Source organism: Dokdonella sp. (assembly GCF_019634775.1).
Classification (GTDB): domain Bacteria; phylum Pseudomonadota; class Gammaproteobacteria; order Xanthomonadales; family Rhodanobacteraceae; genus Dokdonella.
Genome location: NZ_JAHCAS010000001.1, coordinates 1863004 through 1884395, shown reverse-complemented (window position 1 = coordinate 1884395; position 21392 = coordinate 1863004). Strand labels below are relative to the sequence as shown.

Genomic DNA, 21392 nt, shown 5'->3' with positions numbered 1-21392 from the left:
CTCCAAAATGTCTTGACTCTAGCAGTCCAACACGGACTAAAAATTCATGATAAAAAACGAAACTAACTCAATAAGCATTTAAACTGCGCCAAATGCAGACATAACTGCATTCAAAACACATGGAGGCACTAAACTGCATATAGCACAGACTCCCACTGAACAGGGGTATGGTGCCCGAAGTGGAACCTGTAATTAGGGTTGATCGCCTGAATCTGCTCGCGCAGCCCCCATAGATCATCCGTTCGGTGGTAAGCGGAGATCATCAATCTTGGCTGGAACGTTCGCAATGTTTGTTCCGCACCACGCAAGGCGTCACATTCACCGCCTTCAATATCCATCTTGATGACGTTTGGACGAACTCCGTTGTCTCGGACATAGTCGTCGATTGAGACAAACGGAAACGTGGTGTCCGGTATGGCGTTGGGTTGAATTTTCGTCGCATCCGAGGCCAGGGCCGGACGCCCGTTGGAAGCAGCCCTGAACCGCCCCGGGAAACGTGGAGGCTCCAACTCTTGAGAGAATGGAGCCATGAACAAGTCGAAGAAGTTTTCCCCTGAGGTCCGCGAGCGTGCAGTCCGGATGGTGCTGGAGCATCGCGGAGAGTACCCGTCGCTGTGGACGGCCGTGGAGTCGATCGCCCCCAAGATCGGCTGTGTGCCGCAGACGCTGCTGACGTGGGTGAAGCAGCACGAGGTCGATGCGGGGATGCGCGATGGCGTGACGACCGCGGACGCCAAGCGGATGAAGGAACTGGAGCGCGAGAACAGGGAACTGCGCCGGGCCAACGAGATCCTGAAGCTGGCGAGTGCTTTTTTCGCCCAGGCGGAGCTCGACCGCCGGCTGAAGCCCTGAGGACGTTTGTCGCCACGCACCGGAGCACGTTCGGGGTCGAGCCGATCTGCAGGGCCTTGCAGATCGCCCCGTCCGGCTACCGGCGACACGCGGCCCGCCATCGCGAGCCTGAGCGACGCCCGGCGAGGGCGAAGCGCGACGAGGCCCTGATTCCCGAGATCCACCGGGTATGGCGGGCCAACCTGCAGGTCTATGGCACCAACAAAGTGTGGCGACAGCTCGGCCGTGAGGGCATCACGGTGGCTCGATGCACGGTCGAGCGACTGATGCGCCAGCAGGGCCTGCGCGGCGTGATGCGCGGAAAAGCGGTGCGAACGACGATCAGTGATCGCAACGTGCCGTGCCCACAGGACAAGGTGAACCGGCAGTTCCGCGCCGAACGGCCGAACCAGCTGTGGGTGTCGGACTTCACCTACGTTTCGACCTGGCAGGGCTGGCTGTACGTGGCCTTCGTCATCGACGTGTTCGCCCGCCGCATCGTGGGCTGGCGGGTCAGCGACTCGATGCGGACGGACTTCGTACTCGATGCGCTGGAGCAGGCGCTGTACGCACGCCAGCCGGAGCGTGACGGCACGCTGATCCATCACAGCGATCGGGGTTCGCAGTACGTGTCGATTCGCTACAGCGAGCGGCTCGCCGAAGCGGGCATCGAGCCGTCCGTTGGCAGCCGAGGAGACAGCTATGACAACGCGCTGGCCGAGACCATCAACGGACTCTACAAGGCCGAACTGATCCACCGACGTGGCCCTTGGAAGACGAAGGCAGCGGTGGAGCTGGCGACGCTGGAATGGGTGTCGTGGTTCAACACCCAACGCCTCCTCGGATCGATCGGGCATATCCCGCCGGCAGAGGCTGAGGCAAACTACTACCGGCAACTCGCCGAGAGGCCCGTTGCCGAGCTGGTCTGACTTAAACCAAACAGCCTCCACGAAAGCCGGGGCGGTTCAGCCCCAACCGCCATCGGCACAATGTGCATTCGACTGGCAAGGCTGGGATTCAACGTCTTCTGCAAGTTGCAGAATGCCACGTGCACGGGCATCGGATCGAACATGTGTACCTGCCCGCTCGCGCCGACAAGCAAGGCAAACAAGGTAGCCACCTCGCCAATACATGCGCCGCAATCAATCACCGTTTCGCCTGGCTGTGGCGCAAAGTCGACGCCAGCACGCTCCACGAAATATTGACGGTAAAGATTGATGGAATCCAGAAATCCATCCGTCGCAATGATGTTTGCACATGCGCCTGCACGACTCACCTCCAGTTCGCGCAACGGCACGTTCATGTACTTGTTTGGCAATTCCTCATGCACGAACGGTCGCGATGCGCACAATTCCAGATATTCATCGAACGCTTCGGGAGGGAAGTATGCGCGACGATAGCCAACGATCTTGAGCGTTATTGCATCATCGAACTGCCGCCGACTCAAATCATCCTGAAGCAATTGGCGCGTCTGCCAAAGTTTTGATGAATTTTCCACCAACCATTCCACTGAGTAGCCTTTTGGCACATTGCCATTCAGCCGACCAAGCAGTTTCCGTATGCGGCGACGTGTATCGATAAAATGGGCAGTCGGCAACCTTCTGAACCATTTCCAATCGAAGTTTTGATCTCTCCGACCCCGGGCGCAACCGCGCAAGTGAAAGTCAATTTGCGACAACAAACCATTCAGCCATCGCTGTTCAGTAGCCATGTTTGTCCTTTCCCGCTTTCAGTGCATTCCAAGCACGATGCCGCTGCCTGACAAGCACAGCCATCATGGCAGTCACCACGACTTCCGAGGCCAGCAATGCCAGAACCGCAGCCTCGCCCCCCATGCCTGGCAGCAGCAGCAGGTTCAACAGCACCACGATCAGCAACCCCAAGACTTCAGCACAGTTGCGTGCGCCCTGTCGATGGATTGCGGTCAGGTACGTGGCCAGGCATTGGCGCAGTGCAAACAGCGCAGGCCATAACGCCAGCAGGCCCAGGTAGCGCGTAGCCAATGCATAGTCATCGCCAAACAGGCGCGGCACCCAAGGTCCCGCCAGCAGGATCGCAACGCCTGCCAGCACGCCATAACCAACTCCGGACAACAACATCGCGCGAAAGGTCTGCGCTCGCCCATCATCACTTGTGCGCGCCATGAGACGCGGCAGGCTGGCACTGGCAAGTGCGGCCACCGGCATCAGGAAGATGCTGGCGATGCGAAAGGCGATGGTGTAAGGGCCGACGACCGCAGCACCGAGGATTTGCAGCATCAGGATCTTGTCCGCTTCCTGATAGCTGCTTCCAGCCGCGTTGCTGACGGCATAGGCCGTACCCTGCCGAAAAGCATCGCGTAGCGGCAGGCGCGAGCGCCAGGCCGGCCATCCATCAACAGTGGCCACCACTGCTGCTGCCGCTGCAAAGCCCAGCAGTGAGCCGGTGAAATGCGCGGTAGCCGCGTGATCCGGCGTACCGGCAAGACCCATGACGATGAAACCCAGCATCGCCAAGACGCGCCCCAGCGGGACAAGGCACATCACGATTGCCGACGCCATTCCGCGTCCCAATGCGAAACAATGACTGGTGGCGGCATGCACCGCAGGAAGCAGCAGCAATTCGGACGCAGCCAACAAGAGCATGAAGGTCGGCGACAATCGCTGCTGCAACAACTGAGCGGAGATCACCAGCACGATAAGGGCCAGCAGGCTGCCCACCACACCCGTTTGCACAAGGGCAGTCGCCCACATCGCACGCGAACTGGCGCGATTCCGCGCAATGTAGCGCGTGAGCAGAAACGCACTTCCCCAGTTCGCCAGCGGCGCGCCAACAACGACCATCGCCACTGAGCCCGCAAACAGGCCGTAGCCGTCTGCGCCAAGCCAGCGCGAAACGATCAGCAGGTAAGCCGCCTGCATTACCGCGCGCGCGCCCAGCCCCGCCGTTCCGTACAAGGTGTTCTGGCCAAGTCGTCCCGGCCTGTATCCGTACAAACTTGGGCCCTGCCATTTTCTCATTGCGTCGTTGCCGTCAAGGTTATTGCGCGGACATTTGCGTGTCGCGCAAGCGCCTGATGCTGGGCAGCCGCATGATGACAGCGTGCAAAGCGGCAATGACAAAACCGGCTACGGTGAAATGCCTGCAGAGATCGCGCAGCGCATCCTTGGCCGCGGAAAAGTCCCGCGCCCGCAGCCCCCAGAGCAGCAACCCGACAGCAGATTCCCACCGGTAGCCAGATGGATAGTCGGTGATGCCGGAAAAGTAGGTGCGAGCCGCAGTATCGAATTTCAGCGCGGAGCGGTAGAAAGCTACCCGCGATCCAGCACCTGAACGCAGTGCGGAGTTCGGACTGACCCGGTACACGGCCGTGACCGCAGGGATATACCCCACTTGCCAGCGAGATGTGATCCACGCGGACAACACGCTGTCGCCGAAAAGGTAGCTGTCATCCATCAGCCCGGATTGGTACCAATCCTCCATTGATTGCTTGCGCAGCAGGATGGTGCAGGTCCTGAGAATCTTCGGATAGTGCCATGTCTTGAAAATGTTCCCGCGCAGATACCTCAGGGGAACGCGGCGATGAACCGACTTGCGGGCGTCATGCTTCCAGCCCACATCCTGAAAGGTGGCGCGTGTCCAGTCCGTATGCACGATGCCGATCCGATCATCGCTTTCCATCAGCGCAACCTGTCGCGCCAACTTGTCCGGTGCACACCAGAAGTCGTCGCCCTCACAGTACGCCACATACCCCCCCCTTGCCTTTGCAAAGATGCGGAGCGCGTTGGCGTTCATCCCCACATTGGCAGCCGAATGAACGACACGAATTATTTCAGGATGGCGGCGCTGGTATTCGAGAGCGACCTGCAAGGTTGCGTCCGTGGAGGCGTCTTCGCCGATGATCAACTCAATGGGAAAGTCGCATTCCTGTCGCAGCACGCCCTCGATCGCTTCGGCGATATAGCCTGCATGATTGAAGGTAATCATCAGGACGCTGACTCGCGGGCTTTTGACAAGACGCTCAGGGTTGCTCACTTCTATCGTTTCAGCCTGCATGCGATTCAGCCCACGGTTGCTTTTTCTCGATGCGATAGATCAACGTAGGGATGATTCGACGAAACGGCCGCAGCAGGCCATCGGGAATCTTGCGCAACAATTTTGTGGCACCGCCAGCGGGGCGCTCGATCTCGAAAGTTTCCCGCAGCGCTTGGATGCACAGATTGCGATGGCGGAAGCCGGCTGCGGTCAACATGCGCTCCAGTTGTCCCAATTGCAGCGGCTCGCAGTCGTAGAACGTGCCTTTGCCCATCAGCCGCAAATAAGGCGTGCGCAAGCTGCGTGGCCACCAGCTCAGGAACATGAGCCGATAGTGCGGCTCGGTCAGCATCCAGCGGTTGGGTACGGCCAGATAACCCACGCCATCAGGGTGCATGACGCGGCGGATTTCACGCAGGTGCTGCGCTTGCGCGCTGGCATCGCCGACATGTTCGATGACGTGGTTGCTGATGACAACGTCGAAGCGGCCATCTGCAAACGGCAGCGCCACACCCTCCACCTGCTGAAAGCGGTAGTCCCCGGTTGTCAGCCGATTGTCGACCACATCGACCGCATCCACCTCACAGCGCAGGCTCGGATGGGTAGCAAAGTAATGGGCGATGCCGCCGGAGCCGGTGCCGATTTCCAGCAGGCGCAGCGGCTGTGACCGCGCCTGCAGATCCAGCAGCCGTTCGATTTTCAGTGCCTTGGCCGTGCGCGAACCAAGGTCCAGCACGGCATGGGGTTGGCGCACGGCATCGTGGGAAGCGCCGTTCATGCCGAAGCCTCGGGGTTTGCTGCCAGCAACGTCCAGACGCCAGCCCCGAACATGGACCAGGCAAACTGCGCCGCAAACGGCAGGCAAGTGGCACGCAGTTCTTGGCCTTCCTCAATTGCTCGCAACGTGGCCTCGACGAAGGCCGGGTAATCGCCGGGCGGCACCAGATGACCGGATTTCCCTTCTGCCACGGCATCCACGATGCCGCCGGTGGCAAAGGCGATCGTGGGCAGGCCGTGCGCTGCGGCTTCCACCGCCACCATGCCGAAGCCTTCGGGGTCGCCGGGAATCTCGCGTACGGGGAACACATGCGCATCGCAGGCGCGGTAGATCTGCCCCAATTCCTTGTAATCGGTGATCACGCCAAGAAACCGCAGGTTGCCGCCCACGCCGGCCGCATCGGCGGCGGCCTGGATGGATTCGGGTGTCTGCGCCTGGGCATGCAGGGCCTGAGCCGGGGCTTCACCCACGATCAGCAGCAAGGTTTTTGGATGACGGGCGACGATGGCGGGAAGGGCCTGGCTTACGAACTCACGCAGCCCTTTTCGTGTGGACAGGCGGCCAACTGAAAGCAGCAGGGGGCGGTTGTCGATGCCATCCAGCCGTGATGACGGGGTGGCGTCGGCCTCGGGAAGGTCAACACCTGGATGGACGATGCCAAGCCTGTCTTCACGGATTCCGATGCTGCGGCAGAGCGTGGCGGTGGGGCCGCTGTTGGCGATCACGCCATCCAGCCTGCGCAGTGCTCGCAGCCAAATGGCCCGATATATGGGGTGCCGCACTGCCACGTCCAGGCCATGCACATAGGCGTGGGCGCGGGCGCCACTGCGACGCGCAGCGAACAACGCCAATGGTGCAGTCAATCCGCTTCCTGCCAGCACGACATCCGGCTGAAAGCGCCTGGCCACTCGCCATGCAGCCAGACCACCTAGCAGCAGAAACCGCCACAAGGGCTTGAGCGGCACTTCGGTCATGATCACGCCGGTGGGGGCGAGCGCTGCGCAGCCTCTGGGCCCCACGATGTGCACCTGTGCCTGTTTGGCGAGTTCTTCCGCCAGATGCCAGTTCAGCCGTTCCATGCCGCCCACCAACGGGGGCAGGTTGCGAGTGATGAGCAAGATACGAGGGCGTGCCGCTGGCGCCAACCGGTCGTTCACGCCGCCGCCCAGCCGCGCGCCTGGATTTCCGCCAGCAACGCCTCAGCGGTGGTGACCAACATCGGCACCTGTTCATGCGCGGCCTCCAGGGCGCTGGCCAGAATTGCAGGATCTTCGATGTATTCGTGCACCATCTGGTTGCGCAGCCGTCGAACGGCCAGCCATTGGTCTGCTGACGCCAGCCAGCCCAGCCGCTCGGCGCGATCGAGGTTGTCAATGGCCACACCCACGGGCTCACCCAGCGCGTGCAGCAGGGTCGGGATCACTTTGTCGCCCAAGGTGTCTTGCAGACGCGCAAAGCGGGAAGCAAAGGCCTCGACCCGTTCCGCCTGTTCAATATCGGCATCCAGCGCCTTGGCGCGTTCCACGGTGAATGCCTGCGCAAACACCCGGTGATCGGTTGCCAGCAGGTGCTTGCGCTCACGCTGCACGACGCGGGTCAAAAACCGCAGTCGATGAATCAGCGCTGCATCCGCACTCACAGCAGCACCCCTTCTTTCAGCGCGATATCGTGGATCGGCAATCGCAGCAGGTTCGGGGCCAGCAGCAGCACATCCACTTTGCGACCGTCCATGACCCGGCCTGCGCGCGCGGCGATTCTGGCCATCAGCGGTGCCGGTTGCGCCACCGGGGTGTCCATCTCCAGCAGCAGGTCAACGTCGCCGCCACGGGCATGATCGTTCAGCCGTGAACCAAACAGCCGCAGCCGCGCGCCCGGCCCGGCCTCTTCCAGGGCCAGCATCTTCAACGCCTGTCTGTGTTCGTGGCTCAATCGCATTACCTGCTCCCGTTGGCTGGACCAGTTTATCCAGCGGGACTGGCGTTGCCCAAGGTCCTGCACCCACGCAGCCGGCTGCCAGTGCCGGTTCAACCATCTCGGCGATAGGTCAAATTGGTGATCTGCTCGGAGATCAGCCCGATCAGGAAGATGATCACCGCTGCGGAAAACAGCAGCGCGCTCATGTTGGTGAACTGGTGGCGTGTGACAAAGGTGTAGCCGTACCAGCCCAGGCCAGTGAGGAAGAAGGCGATGGAGATGGGGGCAAACAGCTTGAGTGGCGCATAAAGCGTGGCGATCTTGAAGATGATCAGCAGGAAGCGGATGCCGTCCTTGATCGGCTTGATGTGGCTCTTGCCGATGCGCCTGGCAACCGGAATGGGCTCATATGCCACGGCATAGGCACTGCGGAAGAAGGCCATCGTGCAGGTGGTGGGATAGGAGAATCCGTTCGGCAGCAGGTGCAGGAATTCGCGGAACTTGTCCGCCCGGACCGCGCGGAACCCGGAGGTCAGATCCTTCACGTCGAAGCCGGTCATGCGGCTGGCCAGCCAGTTGTACAACGTGTTGGCGATGCCACGGCTGACCCCGGCCTGGCCGGCCCAATCACGGGCACCGACGACCATGTCATAGCCCTCATCGAGCCTATCGAGCAGCCGGGCAATCAGGGTGGGGTCGTGCTGGCCATCGGCATCCATGAAAACAAGTGTGTCGCCGCGGGCTGCCCTGGCACCGGCTTTGATGGCGGCACCATTGCCCATCGAGTACGGGCGGCTCAGCACGGTAACGCCGGCGGCCCGGCAGACCTCGGCCGTGTCATCGGTCGAGCCATCGTCGACGATGATGATTTCCGCATCGGGCCGGGCCTCTTTCAGCCTGGGCAGCAGGCCGACCAGCGCAGCGGCCTCGTTCTTGGCGGGGAGGACGATACTGATCATGCGTGGGGTCGAAGCCGCCTGACGGCCTGACGCCTCCTTTCCGGGAGTGGGTTCCCCATCCTGCCCGGATGGTGTTCATTCAGCAACGCTTTTGTTGTAGATTCGCGTGGAGTTTCGGGGGCTTACGCGACATTCCTATGGCGACCCAGATGAATACCCCCTCCTTGACGGGGCTGAGTGGCGTCAGCCGTCGCCTGGTGGCCGAAGGCCTGCTCGGCGAGCAGGACGCGCGCAAGGCCGTCGAGGATGCGGGCAAGCAGAAGATTCCGATCGGCGCCTGGCTGACCGAGAACGGGCTGGTTTCCAGCGCCAACCTGGCCCTGGCCTCGGCCTTCGAGTTCGGCGTGCCGCTGCTCGACGTCGCCGCGCTCGACCTCAGCCAGGTGCCGCTCAAGCTGGTCAAGGAAGAGCTGATCCAGAAGCACAAGGCCTTGCCGCTGTTCAAGCGCGGCAACCGCCTGTTCGTCGGCGTGTCGGATCCTACCAACCTGCGCGCGCTGGACGAGATCAAGTTTCAGTCCAACCACATCATCGAGCCGATCCTGGTCGACGAGCACCAGCTCGAACGTGCGATCGAGCAGGCCCAGGCGACCAGCAGCACGACGATCGAGGGCATGGACGATGCCGAAGGTCTCGACAACCTCGACCTTGCCGATACCTCCGGCGAGGACGAAGGCGGCAGCGGCGTCGATGCCCAGGGCGGTGACGACGCGCCGGTGGTTCGCTTCGTCAACAAGGTGCTGGTCGATGCGATCAAGCGCGGCGCCTCGGACATCCATTTCGAGCCCTACGAGAACAACTACCGCGTGCGCCTGCGCATGGACGGCATGCTCAAGCAGGTGGCTTCGCCGCCGGTCAAGCTGACCCCGCGCATTTCCTCGCGCATCAAGGTCATGTCCGGCCTCGACATCGCCGAAAAGCGCGTGCCGCAGGACGGGCGCATCAAGCTCAACCTGTCCAAGACCAAGTCGATCGACTTCCGCGTCAGCACCTGCCCGACCCTGTTCGGCGAAAAGATCGTGTTGCGCATCCTCGATGCCTCGGCGGCCAAGCTCGGCATCGACAAGCTCGGCTACGAGCCGGATCAGCAGAAGCTGTTCCTGGAGGCCATCGAGAAACCCTACGGCATGGTGCTGGTGACCGGCCCGACCGGCTCGGGCAAGACCGTGTCGCTGTACACCGCGCTCAACATCCTCAATACCGAGGGCCGCAACATCTCCACGGTGGAGGACCCGGTCGAAATCCGCCTGCCCGGCGTCAACCAGGTGCAGCAGAACCAGAAGCGCGGCATGACCTTCGCCGCGGCGCTGCGCTCGTTCCTGCGCCAGGACCCGGACGTGATCATGGTCGGCGAAATCCGCGACCTGGAAACCGCCGAGATTGCCATCAAGGCGGCGCAGACCGGCCACATGGTGCTGTCGACCCTGCACACCAACGACGCGCCGCAGACCATCGCGCGCCTGATGAACATGGGCATCGCCCCGTACAACATCACCTCGTCGGTGACCATCGTCATCGCCCAGCGCCTGGCCCGCCGCCTGCACGACTGCAAGCGACCGATGAACCCGCCCTTGCCCAAGGCCGCCCTGCTGGCCGAAGGTTTCAGCGAGGCCGATGTCGAAGCCGGCATCGAACTCTTCGAGGCGGTCGGCTGCTCGGGCTGCAACGAGGGCTACAAGGGCCGTACCGGCATCTACCAGGTGATGCCGATGAGCGAGGAGATCCAGAAGATCGTCCTCGCCGGCGGCAACGCCCTGCAGATCGCCGCCGAGGCCAAGCGCATCGGCATCAACGATTTGCGTGCTTCCGCACTGTTGAAGGTCAAGCAGGGTGTTACAAGCCTTGCCGAAATCAACCGCGTGACCAAGGACTAAGCCATGGCAACCACCGCAACCGCACGGGCCGGCATCAAGCAGAGCGCGGGCAAGTCACGCGCCCAGATCAGCCAGTTGAGCACCTTTACCTGGGTCGGCCTCGACAAGCGCGGCCACAAGATCAAAGGCGAGTACCAGAGCAAGAGCGTCGGCCTGGTCAAGGCCGAACTGCGCCGCCAGGGCATCAATCCGCAGACGGTCAAGGAAAAGGCCAAGCCCCTGTTCGGCGCGGCTGGCAAGACGATTGCACCGCGCGATATCGCCATCTTCAGCCGCCAGCTCGCCACGATGATGGCGGCCGGCGTGCCGATGGTGCAGGGCTTCGACATTGTCGCTGGCGGCCAGAACAACCCGCGCATGAAGAACATGCTGGTCGACATCAAGACCGAGATCGAAGGCGGCTCCTCGCTCAACGAATCGCTCAACAAGTATCCGGTTCAGTTCGACGAGCTGTACCGCAACCTCGTCCGTGCCGGCGAGTCGGCTGGTGTGCTCGACACCGTGCTCGACACGATCGCCACGTACAAGGAGAACATCGAAGCAATCAAGGCCAAGATCAAGAAGGCCATGTTCTACCCGGCCATGGTCATCGCCGTGGCGATTCTCGTCTCGTCGATCCTGATGATCTTCGTGATCCCGCAGTTCGAGAACGTGTTCCAGGGCTTCGGTGCCGACCTGCCGGCCTTCACGCAGATGCTCGTGAACATGTCGCGGTTCATGGTGCAGTACTGGTGGTTGGTCTTCGGTATCGCCGGTGCGGTGATCGTTGGCATCGTTCTGCTGTACAAGCGCTCGGACAAGTTTGCCCACCTCGTCGGACGCGGCATGCTCAAGCTGCCGGTGGTTGGCGAAATCCTTCGCCAATCGGCGATGGCGCGCTTCGCGCGCACGCTCGGCGTGACCTTCAAGGCCGGCGTGCCGCTGGTGGAAGCCCTCGACTCCGTTGCCGGCGCCACCGGCAGCGTGGTCTACAACGATGCGGTCAAGCGCATCCGCGAGGACGTCGCCGTCGGCCACCAGCTCCAGCTCGCGATCCGCCAGACCAACCTGTTTCCGAACATGGTCGTGCAGATGGTGGCGATCGGTGAGGAGTCCGGCGCACTCGACAAGATGCTGTTCAAGATCGCCGAATTCTACGAGCAGGAGGTCAACAACGCCGTCGATGCGCTGTCGAGCCTGCTGGAGCCGCTGATCATGGTCATCCTCGGCGTACTCGTCGGCGGCATGGTCATCGGCATGTACCTGCCGATCTTCAAGCTCGGCGCCGTCGTCGGCTGACCGATCCCCGCCTCACCCGCACGGGCCGCGCGCCACCGGCGCCGGCCCGTGCCGCGCCCCTGCCGGAACCCCCGTAGGAGCCCCTTCGGGGGCGATGCGTTTTCCGCATCGTCACGACACCCGATCGCCCGTGAACGGGCTCCTGCGGGTCCACCTTTCATCCATCTTTGCGCCCTGCCCTGCGACATGCACAATGCCGTGCATCCGCAGCAGGGGCAGGTCGATGGATTTTTCGTGGTTGCACGAGCCGGTGATGCTGATCCCGGTGGTCGGTGTGCTCGGCCTGTTGGTCGGCAGCTTCCTCAATGTGGTGATCCTGCGCCTGCCGCGGCGGCTCGAGCACGAGTGGCGCACGCAGGCGCGCGAGTTTCTTGCCCAGGACGCGCCGGCCGATGACCAGGCGCCGCCCGACCTCGTGTTCAAGGGTTCGCATTGCGTCCATTGCGGGCATGCCTTGTCGCCGCTGGACAACATCCCGCTGTTGAGCTGGCTGGCCCTGCGTGGGCGCTGCCGTTATTGCAAGGAGGCCATTTCATGGCAGTACCCGCTGGTCGAGGCGCTGAGCGCGGCGGCGTGCATGGTGCTGGCGTGGAAGTTCGGCTTCGGCTGGCCGCTGCTGGCGGCGCTCGCGTTCACCTGGATCCTGATCGCCGCAGCCGGGATCGATGCGCGCACACAACTGTTGCCGGACCAGCTCACCCTGCCGCTGCTCTGGCTGGGCCTGCTGGTCTCGCTGGTGCCGCTGTTCGTCGATGCGCCGACCGCGATCCTCGGTGCGGCGATCGGCTGGGCCAGCCTGTGGCTGGTGTTCTGGGCGTTCAAGCTGCTGACCGGCAAGGAAGGCATGGGTTACGGCGACTTCAAGCTGCTCGGCGCGCTTGGTGCGTGGATGGGCGCGATGGCGCTGCTGCCGATCATCCTGCTGTCGTCGTTGATCGGCGCGATCATCGGCGGCGCGATCCTGGCGGTGAACAAGAAGGGCCGTGAAACTCCGATCCCCTTCGGCCCTTTCATCGCCGCGGCCGGCTGGGCATGGTTCGTGTTCGGCGACGTGCTCGGCGCGTGGTATCGCGGGTGGTTCTACGCGGGGTGAGCACGGCGCGAGGGATTTCCGTGGGAGCCCGTTCACGGGCGATGCTTTCCACGGAGCCTCGAAGCATCGCCCCTGAATGGGCTCCTGCGGGGGAGCGAGAGGGGATGGTGGGCGGTGCAGGGATCGAACCTGCGACACCTGCCGTGTGAAGGCAGTGCTCTACCGCTGAGCTAACCGCCCACGGATGCGAAAGAAGTGGTGCCGGAAATAGGAATCGAACCTACGACCTCATCATTACGAATGACGCGCTCTACCAACTGAGCTATTCCGGCAACGCAGGGCCGCGGATTATAGGAACTCGCCATGGCAGCGACAAGCCTGCACGGCTGGCAGGCGCGGCTGAATCCGGGGATTCAGGCCCCGCCCCGGCGAGGGACACGGCGGGAATGGGTGTCCGCTGGGGTCACCCAATGCCCGCATCGGCCCGCGCGGGGCAGGCTGGCGTTACCAGCATGCGCCATTGCTGCCCGTGTCGCTGGGCGCCGCCTTGAAGCCGGTGTTGTTGATCGTCAGCGCCCCACACGAATCGTTGTTCTGCGGCGCCTGTGGCGTCGCCGTGAGCGTATAGGTCTGGTTGTTGGTTCCGAGCCCACCGATGGTCACCCGGTAGTAACCCTTTTCGCTCGTGTCGCTGACACTGAGGTCGGTGAAGGTCGCTGCATAGCGGTTGCGGTTGGTGAAGAAGCGTTCCTGTGCCGCCGAGATGCGCATGAGCAACTCGCGCCCGTCGGCACGGCGCGTGCGCTCGACATAGCGCGTATAACTCGGGTAGGCGAGGGCGGCGAGTACGGCGATGATCGCCACCACGATCATCAGTTCAAGCAAGGTGAAGCCACGATTCCTGTTCATTGAAACGCCCCCGATGTGAATGTCGCGATGGACCGGCGCTGGCCGCGCCGATCCATGCAGTAACCCCGGCTCTTCAGAGCAACAGATCAAGCAGTTCGCGCCAGGCGTTGCGATGCCAGACGTCGTCGGCCAGCGCCGCTTCGAGCGCATCCTTGACCTCGTCGGCAAGACTCGGCGGCAACCCGGGAATGGCGAGCCCACCACCGCCAGGACGCGTGACCGGATTGCCAGGTGGCGTGGTGAGGCCGACCACGCCGCCGATCATGCCGATGCCCTGCACCGCACCCGACGGTTGGTTGGTGCGCACGCGGGCTCCACCGGTCGCGGCATCGAGCACCATCAGCGCATAGCGCGCGCCGGGATCGCAGGGATCCTCGCCCTTCGGGATCAAGGTGTACGCCAGGGCCAGATTGGCCGAGAACAGCGGCGCCACGCGACGCTGCGCGCGCTCACCCGGCTCCGGCGTGCCGGGCGCCACGCTGCTGCCGCCGATGTTGATCGGCAGGCGCCAGCCAAGCGCGCGCACCTGGGTGAGGATGGGGTTGCCACCGGCGTCGGTATCACCAAGCGTCATGACCGGCGCGGGGGCCGGCGGGACCGACGCGGGCGGCGACCAGCCGGTGATCTCGCGGGCGTCGCTGGTCTGCGTCATGTGCTGGGTGACGAGCTGATTGACCCGGATCGGATACCACGGGCTGTTGCTGCCCATGTCACGAATGCCGTAGAAGGCCTGTTGCGGAACGAGGCTGGTACGATCCGGCAGGCCGAGGTACTTGCCCGTGCCGATGACGAAGATCGGACGCAGGGTTTGCGGGTCGCGCAGGCCGGTCGGCATGAACGAGAACGGCTGGTCACCGACCGCGGCGGCACCGCCACTGCCGTAGTTGGCGAACATGAGGTCCACCGACCAGTCAGCGGGATTGCTGGACGTCAGGTCGAAACGCCAGAGGTTGCCGGCGAGGTCGCCGGCGACTGCGAAATCACCGATCTGGTCCGACTGGGAGTCATACACCACGGCGGTCGACAGGCCGAAGGTCTTGAATCCGGACGGCAGCGCCTGCGGTGCCTCGCTGGTCTGGATCTCGCGCACGAGCTCGCCAGTCTCCAGGTTGATGACCAGCAACGAGGTCCGCCCGGCAGCGATTTCGTTGCTGCTGGGGTCGAGCGTATCCGTGGGGAAATAGCCGCTGGAGACGATGGCGAACCAGTGATTGCCGCCGACGCCGTAGTTCAGGCGCGCGACATTGACTGAATCATAGGTATAGCCGAGCGAACGGCAGTAGCGCGCGCCTGCCGCGCACGGCGCCCCGCTGTCCGGGCCTTGGTTGCGCGGACCGCTGGTGAACTCCCAGAGCGGTGCCGTGGGTGCGGCCTCGGTGACAACCGGGTTGGTGACATCGAGGGCGTAGATGCCGCGCGCACCAAGGCGCATCGAGCCGAGCAACAGCGTCCGCCACTGGCCACCGAAGAACACGTCGATCTCACCGGGCGCGGCATCGACGCCGGGGGTGAGGCCGACCTCGACCTGGGTCGATTTCACCAGACGGGTATTCTCGATCACCATGTTGGGGACATAAGCCCAGGTCTCGACACCGGTCTGCGCATTGAATGCGTGCAGCATGCCGTCGTTGGAGCCGACATAGAGCGTGGGCGTGCGGCTGCGCTGGGCGTTCTGGTACACCGCATAGGAATTGCCGGAGATGGCGGCCGTGCGCTCGGGCGAGCCGAGCGGATAGATGTCGCGATAGCCGCTGGTTGGCGAGGAGACGTACTCGGGTTGCGCCTTGATCACCGCGCCAAGCACGGAGCTGCGCGCACGGAACTGCGGTGTCGCGGTGGTCTCGTGGGTGCGGTCGCCACGGATGTAGTTGAGGCGCGATTCGCCATAGGCATCGCATTCCCAATGCCTGCTGGCGCCACCGCAGCTCGAGCGCGGCGATGCGGCCAGGTCGAGGCGGATGCTCGATGGTTCGATGTTGAGCATTTCCCGCTGCGCGGGCGCAAGGTTGGCCCAGCGGAACGGCATGCCGGTTCCGGGGTCACCCCGCGATGTGATGATGTTGCGGGAGTTCGGATCGCGGACCGGATTTGTCGTGTTGGGCATGCTCGGGCACGGGCCACCGGTGAGCTTGCATCCGGCATCCCATTCGACGCCGATGGCCTCGACGGTGACCGGATCAAGGGTGTTGCGGGTGACGAAACCCGACCAGTCGGTCGTGTCGTAGCCGGCGGAGTAGCCGGTCGTGCCATCGGTGATGAGCGGCAGCGACACCGACATCGCGGTGGATGCGCCGCGACGCGCGATGATGCTGGCGATGATCTCGCTGAGCGCGCTGATCAGTTCCTCGGGATTGCTGGCGGCGAAGAACTTGCCGCGGCTGTTCACCGACGCATGCCAGATGTCATCCACCTTCTCGGACGTATCGCTGTACGGCGAGCTGCCCTGCAGCGCGGGCCAGAGGATGTTTCCGCGCCGCAGCTGCTCGTAGTTGGCGTCACTGCGCGGAATCGTTCCCGAGATGCCGAAGCCGATCATGAACTGGACGAGGTGCGGCCAGGTCGCCGGATCATTGGCCGGGTTCCAGTAGATCTCCTTGTTGTCGCGCGGGTCCTGGCCACTGGCCAGCGGATTGCCGAACAGGTTCGTCGACCGGTCGGGGATGAAGGCCGGCACCTTGAGGCGCGTTGCGGGATTCCCCATGAAATCCGGGCGCAAGTTGGTCGCCCAGTAGTGGTAGGCGATATCGGCCATCGTGCGCTGGCCGGCATTTTGCTGGTTCCAGACGATCGAGCTTTCCGGGTCGCTGAGCGAGAACTGGCGGCCATCCGGCAAGGTGCCGGCTGAGCTGTCGGTGAGCGTGGTGGATGCCGTCGAGTTGTTCCAGAATCCATCGCTCATGTTGATGTGGAAGTTCTGCCGGCAGCTCAACTCGCGATTGAGGTCGCGGTCCCAGTAGGGATTGCTGTCGACACTGCCGGTATTGCGCGTGAACAGGTTGCCGGCGCGCACGGTGGCCGGCTGATTCGGCGTACCCCCCGACACGGGCGACGCGAACAGCCAGTTGTAGAACCGGGTGCGTACCGTGCGCTGGCCGACCGCCGGGCTGGCCGGGACATCGCGGAACTTGAAGAAGCTCGTGGCGGCAACGATCTGGTTCTGGTTGATGTTCTGCCAGGCCACGCGGATGTTTTCATCGAACGGCGCATAGGCACGCGATACCGCCGTCTTCGCCGCAAGATGACGCGTGTGATAGTACGAATACCAGTTGGCGAAGTTTTGCTGCTCGGCGGCCGGCAGCGGCACCCACTCCCAGTTGGCGGCGGTAAAGAGCGCGCTGCGCCCAGCGGGAGTGAACGTGCCGGTGGCCGCGTCGATTGGCAGGGCAACGCCTGTCCGCAGCCGGTAGTACCCTGCTGTGTTCCCGCAGAAACGGGCGTCGGTGCCCAGATTGCGCGTCGTGCTCGTGGTCGGGGAATCCGGCCGGTTCGGATGGATGCCGTTGTCCCAGGCCGCCGAGAAGGGCGCATTCGGCATCTCGGTGATGCCATCGGCGAGGAGCGGCGGGCGATAGGTTGCGTTCGGGTTGTAGTAGACGCCGTTCATCGCCCAGGAACGCGGATCCGCAGGATCGGTGACGCGTGGGTCGATGAGCCCGGCACAGAGAAAGGGTCCGGCCCCGCTAGCGAACGATTGGCTGCTGCTGGTGTTCTGCTGATCGGTCGCACCCCAGCCGCCACCGCCGTAGGGTCGTTGGTCGGGCATGAAATTGCGCCCCATCGAACCCGAGTCATCGAACGTGAGGATGAGGTTCGGCGATACGCTCGAAGTCAGTTCGGGCGGCGTGGCGAGCAGGTTGACCGTTCCATCGGCGGCGGCCTGGGCCGGAGATGGAATCATCCCGAGCCCGGCAGACGCGCAAATCGTCGCCACGAGTGCGGTGAGGCGAAGCGAACCGGCAAGGTTGTGAGTGCTAGTCATGATGGAGATTCCTGTCGATGCCTGTCGTCACGGCCCGGAAGCCGAGCCAGGATTGGTCCCGGTATTGGTCAGGTCGATGGCCGAGTACACGCTTTCCACGATGCGCTGGACCGCGCTGCTGCCACCCTGGCTGCGTGATGTGATGCGGTAGAACTCGTGCTTGCCGGCCAGCGTGGTCGTTTCGGGATCGTAGATTCCGTCCTGCTTGCCACTGCCGAGCGGCACATCCGGCCCGAGGTTCTCGATTGCGAACACCGGCTGTGCGGCGATGCCGGCCGTCTGCGATGCCTCGATATTGCCACTGATGACCTTCGTGTAGCCGGGCTGATTGGGCGGAGCCGTCACCCAGTTCTTCGAGGTTCGAAAGGTCTGGATCGAAGCATCGAGTCCACCCTCCGGCAGGGGCCGATACACACATGCCGAAGCACTGTTGCCTGCGCACGGCGGCAGCGGCTGACCGGTTGTGTGGTCGAAGCTCAACTGCCACAGATATTGCTCGCCACCTCGGGCGCCGCTTTCCGCTCCCATCAGGCCCAGCTGCCGGTTGCGCAGGTTGCCGGTCATCTTTTCCTGCAGGATCGACGTACCGGTGGCGGTCAGGGCGAGCAGGGTCAGCAGGATGAGGAAGACCAGCGCGACGAAGAGAACCGCGCCAACCTGTCGCCGGGGGAGGCTCTTGGCATTGCAGAGAGTCATCGGATGCTCCTGGCTCACGGATTGCGGTTGCGAATCATCGTCTGCGCGATGAACTCGCGACGCAGCATGCTGCCGGCGACCTGGCCGGATGGCAGCAGGGTGCTGCCGTCCGCTGCCACGGCCGTCGTGGTGCCCTGGTAGCGGAACGAGCGGCTGATGTCGTCGAGGCCGAACACCTGATCGCCCGAATTGACCAGCAGGTGCGCCTCGACGGTACGGATGTCGCGCCACAGGCAACCCGGGCCGTTCGCGACGCCGTCGCCCGGCGGCGTGCAGTTTGATCCGGGCTCGGCATCGACCTGGTTGGCGGTCAGGAAGCGCAGCGATCCATCGGCCGTGAGTGCGCCAAAGACGAAATCAAGCTGATCGACACCCTGAACCAGATCCTGGGCCGGGCCACCGTTGACCCGACGCACGAGGGTGGGCACGAGGCTGCGCACTCCGGCATCGGGGTCGCTGTTCTGGCGGTACACGAGGAAGTACGACACGGTGACGAAATCGTCCATGCTGAACGCGCGCACGTCGGTAGTCGCATTGCCCTGGCACAAGCCGGACGGTGCGGCATTGGCGAACAGCGAACCGGCCGGGCCGATCGTGAACGCCGACGGCTGGCTCGGTGCGGCCCCGGTCATGGCGCTGACCGGCAGGATTGCCGAACCGGCGCAACTGGAAACGAGAATGGCCGAGGGCGTGGTCGCCGGGGCGGGATCATTGCCCGTCTGATTGACCAGGTTGATCACGTCACCGTCGGCGATGAAGTCACCGGCAGCGCTGCAACCGCCGACCCTCACCGGCCATCCGGTGCCGGCCTGGTAGCGGATGGTCAGGACATCGGAGTTGGGGACCCTGCGACCTGCTGCCAGACCCTCGGCCGCATAACTGCCGAGCGCGGGGATGTTCGAGCAGCCGCCCCCTCCACATTCGTAGCCGCGCACGAACACGCTCGGGTCGACCCGGTACGGCGTCGCGCCGGTGAGGGGCGCCACCATGTCCGGGACGCTCAGCGAGGTCACGTACGAAATCGGCGCACGCGCCGACCAGATGCTGTTGCCTCCCGCGCCATCGGTGATCGCATTGCCGGCGAAATTGCTGCAGCGCTGACCGCCCAGCATGCGCAAGTCGGCCTCGATGCGGGTGACTGCATAGCGGCCGTTCTCCTGCAGGCGCGCCAAACCGTTCTGCAGCTTGTTCGTGCGACTGGTGCCGTCGAACAACTGCAGGATGCCCAGCGTGAGCAGCAGGCCGAGTGTCACCGCGACCATCAGCTCGATCAGGGTGAAACCAACCGTTCGCCGGACGGCTCCGCTGGCATGTCGCATTCTGGAGATAGTCATGGAAGCCTTCCGTCAGGGCTGAAAGACCCAGGCGAACGTCTGGGTATCGGGATTGCCGCCTGCGCTGCGCTCGAGCGCCGCTTCACTCCAGGACAGCGAGATCGTGCACAACCCGTCGAAGGGCGACGACGCCGCCTGCGCTCCGCTGCCGAGCAGTACACCGTCGCAGTCAATCGTCGCCGACGAGTTCGGCAGGAACTCCTGCATCTGTTGCTGGAACAGCCATTGGTCGCGCGCGACGATATCCGAGGTCGAGCATGGCACGCCGCCGGTGCAGGGATCCGATCCGGCACCGGGCGTATAGGTGTCGTTGTAGCTGGGGATGTTGGCTAGATTGCCGCGCATGCGATTGGCCATCGCCTCGGCGATGAACGATGCCTGCGTGCGTACGTAGGCGCTCTGGTTGGCCTTGACCGACACCACCATGAGGGCGGCCATGCCGAGCAGGCCCAGCGAAAAGATGAGAAGCGCGATGAGCACTTCGAGCAGGCTGAAGCCATGTTGGCCGCGCATCTTGGGCATGTGTGGGGTCCTCACGGGCACGCCGGTGGGGCTGTGGTCGGGTCGCTGCCGCCGTGCCGGCGACTGCTGACGATGCCGCCACCCTGCACCTCGACGATGCGGTTCTCGGCAGGGTCGGGCGCATCGGTCGGCCGGCAGATCCTGAAGGAGACATTCACGCCACCGACGAGTGCACCGGCCGCGTTGAACTCGACGGTCGCGGCTGACGACGTGACCGCGTACTGGGGGTCCTTGTTGAACTCGGAAACCTGTTCGTCGCTCGTGGGCGGGTTGCCGGCGCAGGCATAGCAGCGCACCACCCAGCCCGAACTCCAGCCCGCCACGACCGGCTCCACCGACATCGGGCGACCGCGCTTGACGGCTTCGGTGCGGGCCAGGCTCAGCGCATGGACCAGTCCGTTGGTGGCGTCGGAAACATTCATGCGAATGCGGAACTCGCGGAAGCTGGGCAATGCCAGACCGGCCAAGATGGCGACCACCGCGATCGTGATGAGCAGCTCGAGCAGGGTGAATCCCCGCGGCCGGGCACGACGGAATGGACGACGCACAGGAAGCAATAGCGACATGTTTTTCCCCAAAAGGGCCTGCCCTGCACCCAACGCTACCGAGCCACCAGACACGCCGGCAAGGTCCTGGACTGCGCGCGGCAGGATTTCCCGGATCGGCGGCGCACCGCGCCCTGGTCGCGGCGGATTTCGCCGGACCCTCAGCGCCCTGCCCGCTCCAGCACGTAAACCATGTTGTCGAACTGGATCACCAGCCCCTTGCCGCCCTGGTGGTAGTCGAAGACACCCTGATCGCAATCGACCCGGAGCGTGGTCGTGGCCGCAGACAGGCCGAAGCGATCACGCGCCGACGCAAGCTGGGCGCCATCGACCACTCCGCCCTGGAACAGCCCCTCCGGCGCGACCGTCAGCACCTCGTAGGTCGCATCTCGGCAACCGAGGTAACTGTCCGCGATCACTGCATCGGCCTTGAACGTGACCATGTCGCCCTGCTTGAGTGGGGCAACCGGCTCGGGCGAGGTCGGCTCGATCCAGTCGGGACGGACGGAATCGACCACCCGCCAGCTGCCTGCGAACGCACCCTGGGCGGATGCCGTCGACGAACCCAGCGCGCAGAGAAAGAGCACCGGCACGACTGCCTTGAACGATCCAGGAAGCATGGTTCCCCACTCCAAACGGTTCTGTGAGGAGGCACGCTAGTGCAGCCTGCGGGACCTGACAAGGACGTCGCGCGCGCGAGGTACGGATTTCCAGACGAGTGGCCAC

General features: G+C 63.8%; 20 protein-coding genes, 2 tRNA genes and 1 other annotated feature. Of the genes, 4 read left to right on the top strand and 18 right to left on the bottom strand.

Features of this window, described 5'->3' with window-relative positions; translation table 11 throughout:
- Positions 1-128 precede the first annotated feature (128 nt).
- On the bottom strand, positions 129-530 hold the full coding sequence (locus tag KF907_RS08070) for an FkbM family methyltransferase (RefSeq protein ID WP_291219598.1): 402 nt from the start codon (positions 528-530) through the stop codon (positions 129-131).
- Here KF907_RS08070 and KF907_RS08065 point away from each other — a divergent pair.
- A protein-coding gene (locus KF907_RS08065) for an IS3 family transposase (RefSeq protein ID WP_472843833.1) occupies positions 529-1760 on the top strand; the annotation gives its coding sequence in 2 pieces (ribosomal slippage) (positions 529-817 and positions 817-1760; 1233 coding nt in all). The genes KF907_RS08070 and KF907_RS08065 overlap by 2 nt on opposite strands.
- Positions 807-923, top strand: a sequence feature (AL1L pseudoknot). (Overlaps the previous gene by 117 nt.)
- Here the strand turns inward: KF907_RS08065 and KF907_RS08060 are convergent.
- From KF907_RS08060 to KF907_RS08025, 8 genes are all read right to left on the bottom strand, one after another.
- Positions 1718-2542: a class I SAM-dependent methyltransferase gene (locus tag KF907_RS08060; protein WP_291219593.1), complete on the bottom strand. Its 825-nt coding sequence runs from the start codon at positions 2540-2542 to the stop codon at positions 1718-1720. The two genes, KF907_RS08065 and KF907_RS08060, sit on opposite strands and share 43 nt — an antisense overlap.
- Entirely contained in the window at positions 2532-3830 is a 1299-nt protein-coding gene (locus tag KF907_RS08055) for a lipopolysaccharide biosynthesis protein (RefSeq protein ID WP_291219591.1), read from the bottom strand. The genes KF907_RS08060 and KF907_RS08055 overlap by 11 nt, the downstream gene beginning before the upstream one ends.
- Positions 3831-3849: 19 nt before the next feature.
- Entirely contained in the window at positions 3850-4866 is a 1017-nt protein-coding gene (locus KF907_RS08050) for a glycosyltransferase family 2 protein (RefSeq protein WP_291219589.1), read from the bottom strand.
- Positions 4856-5623 carry a class I SAM-dependent methyltransferase gene (locus KF907_RS08045; RefSeq protein WP_291219588.1) on the bottom strand — a complete coding sequence of 256 codons (768 nt, stop codon included), beginning with the start codon at positions 5621-5623 and terminating at the stop codon, positions 4856-4858. The genes KF907_RS08050 and KF907_RS08045 overlap by 11 nt, the downstream gene beginning before the upstream one ends.
- Complete coding sequence (locus KF907_RS08040) at positions 5620-6702, bottom strand: glycosyltransferase family 4 protein (protein WP_291219586.1); 1083 nt, start codon at positions 6700-6702, stop codon at positions 5620-5622. The genes KF907_RS08045 and KF907_RS08040 overlap by 4 nt, the downstream gene beginning before the upstream one ends.
- 74 nt (positions 6703-6776) lie before the next feature.
- Complete coding sequence (locus KF907_RS08035; protein ID WP_291219585.1) at positions 6777-7262, bottom strand: hypothetical protein; 486 nt, start codon at positions 7260-7262, stop codon at positions 6777-6779.
- Complete coding sequence (locus KF907_RS08030; protein ID WP_291219583.1) at positions 7259-7552, bottom strand: hypothetical protein; 294 nt, start codon at positions 7550-7552, stop codon at positions 7259-7261. Before KF907_RS08030 ends, KF907_RS08035 begins: the two co-directional genes overlap by 4 nt.
- Before the next feature lie 95 nt (positions 7553-7647).
- Positions 7648-8496 carry a glycosyltransferase family 2 protein gene (locus tag KF907_RS08025; RefSeq protein ID WP_291219581.1) on the bottom strand — a complete coding sequence of 283 codons (849 nt, stop codon included), beginning with the start codon at positions 8494-8496 and terminating at the stop codon, positions 7648-7650.
- A 149-nt stretch (positions 8497-8645) separates the two neighbouring features.
- On the opposite strand from KF907_RS08025, the gene pilB reads away from it, so the two are divergent.
- The 3 genes from pilB to KF907_RS08010 all read left to right on the top strand — a co-directional run bounded on the left by pilB (position 8646) and on the right by KF907_RS08010 (position 12741).
- Positions 8646-10370 (top strand): type IV-A pilus assembly ATPase PilB, encoded by a 1725-nt coding sequence (pilB, locus tag KF907_RS08020; RefSeq protein ID WP_291219579.1) that lies wholly within the window; start codon positions 8646-8648, stop codon positions 10368-10370.
- 3 nt (positions 10371-10373) lie between these two features.
- A complete protein-coding gene (locus KF907_RS08015) occupies positions 10374-11648 on the top strand; it encodes a type II secretion system F family protein (RefSeq protein ID WP_291219577.1) in 1275 nt (424 codons plus the stop codon).
- A 223-nt stretch (positions 11649-11871) separates the two neighbouring features.
- Complete coding sequence (locus tag KF907_RS08010; protein ID WP_291219576.1) at positions 11872-12741, top strand: prepilin peptidase; 870 nt, start codon at positions 11872-11874, stop codon at positions 12739-12741.
- Positions 12742-12846: 105 nt separating this feature from the next.
- On the opposite strand, the gene KF907_RS08005 is transcribed toward KF907_RS08010, so the two are convergent.
- The 9 genes from KF907_RS08005 to KF907_RS07965 form a co-directional block, all read right to left on the bottom strand.
- Positions 12847-12921 (bottom strand) — tRNA-Val (locus tag KF907_RS08005).
- A gap of 16 nt (positions 12922-12937) precedes the next feature.
- Positions 12938-13013, bottom strand: a tRNA-Thr gene (locus tag KF907_RS08000).
- A gap of 172 nt (positions 13014-13185) precedes the next feature.
- Positions 13186-13590 carry a type IV pilin protein gene (locus KF907_RS07995; RefSeq protein WP_291219574.1) on the bottom strand — a complete coding sequence of 135 codons (405 nt, stop codon included), beginning with the start codon at positions 13588-13590 and terminating at the stop codon, positions 13186-13188.
- Positions 13591-13663: 73 nt separating this feature from the next.
- The gene (locus KF907_RS07990) at positions 13664-17569 is read right to left on the bottom strand and encodes a pilus assembly protein (protein WP_291219572.1); all 3906 of its coding nucleotides are present in this window, start codon (positions 17567-17569) and stop codon (positions 13664-13666) included.
- A 27-nt stretch (positions 17570-17596) separates the two neighbouring features.
- Entirely contained in the window at positions 17597-18265 is a 669-nt protein-coding gene (locus KF907_RS07985) for a pilus assembly PilX family protein (protein WP_291219570.1), read from the bottom strand.
- 14 nt (positions 18266-18279) lie between these two features.
- Entirely contained in the window at positions 18280-19599 is a 1320-nt protein-coding gene (locus KF907_RS07980) for a PilW family protein (RefSeq protein ID WP_291219568.1), read from the bottom strand.
- Positions 19600-19611: 12 nt separating this feature from the next.
- On the bottom strand, positions 19612-20121 hold the full coding sequence (gene pilV / locus KF907_RS07975) for a type IV pilus modification protein PilV (protein WP_291219567.1): 510 nt from the start codon (positions 20119-20121) through the stop codon (positions 19612-19614).
- A gap of 11 nt (positions 20122-20132) precedes the next feature.
- Complete coding sequence (locus KF907_RS07970) at positions 20133-20687, bottom strand: GspH/FimT family pseudopilin (RefSeq protein WP_291219566.1); 555 nt, start codon at positions 20685-20687, stop codon at positions 20133-20135.
- 140 nt (positions 20688-20827) lie between these two features.
- A complete protein-coding gene (locus KF907_RS07965) occupies positions 20828-21286 on the bottom strand; it encodes a hypothetical protein (RefSeq protein ID WP_291219565.1) in 459 nt (152 codons plus the stop codon).
- Positions 21287-21392 lie beyond the last annotated feature (106 nt).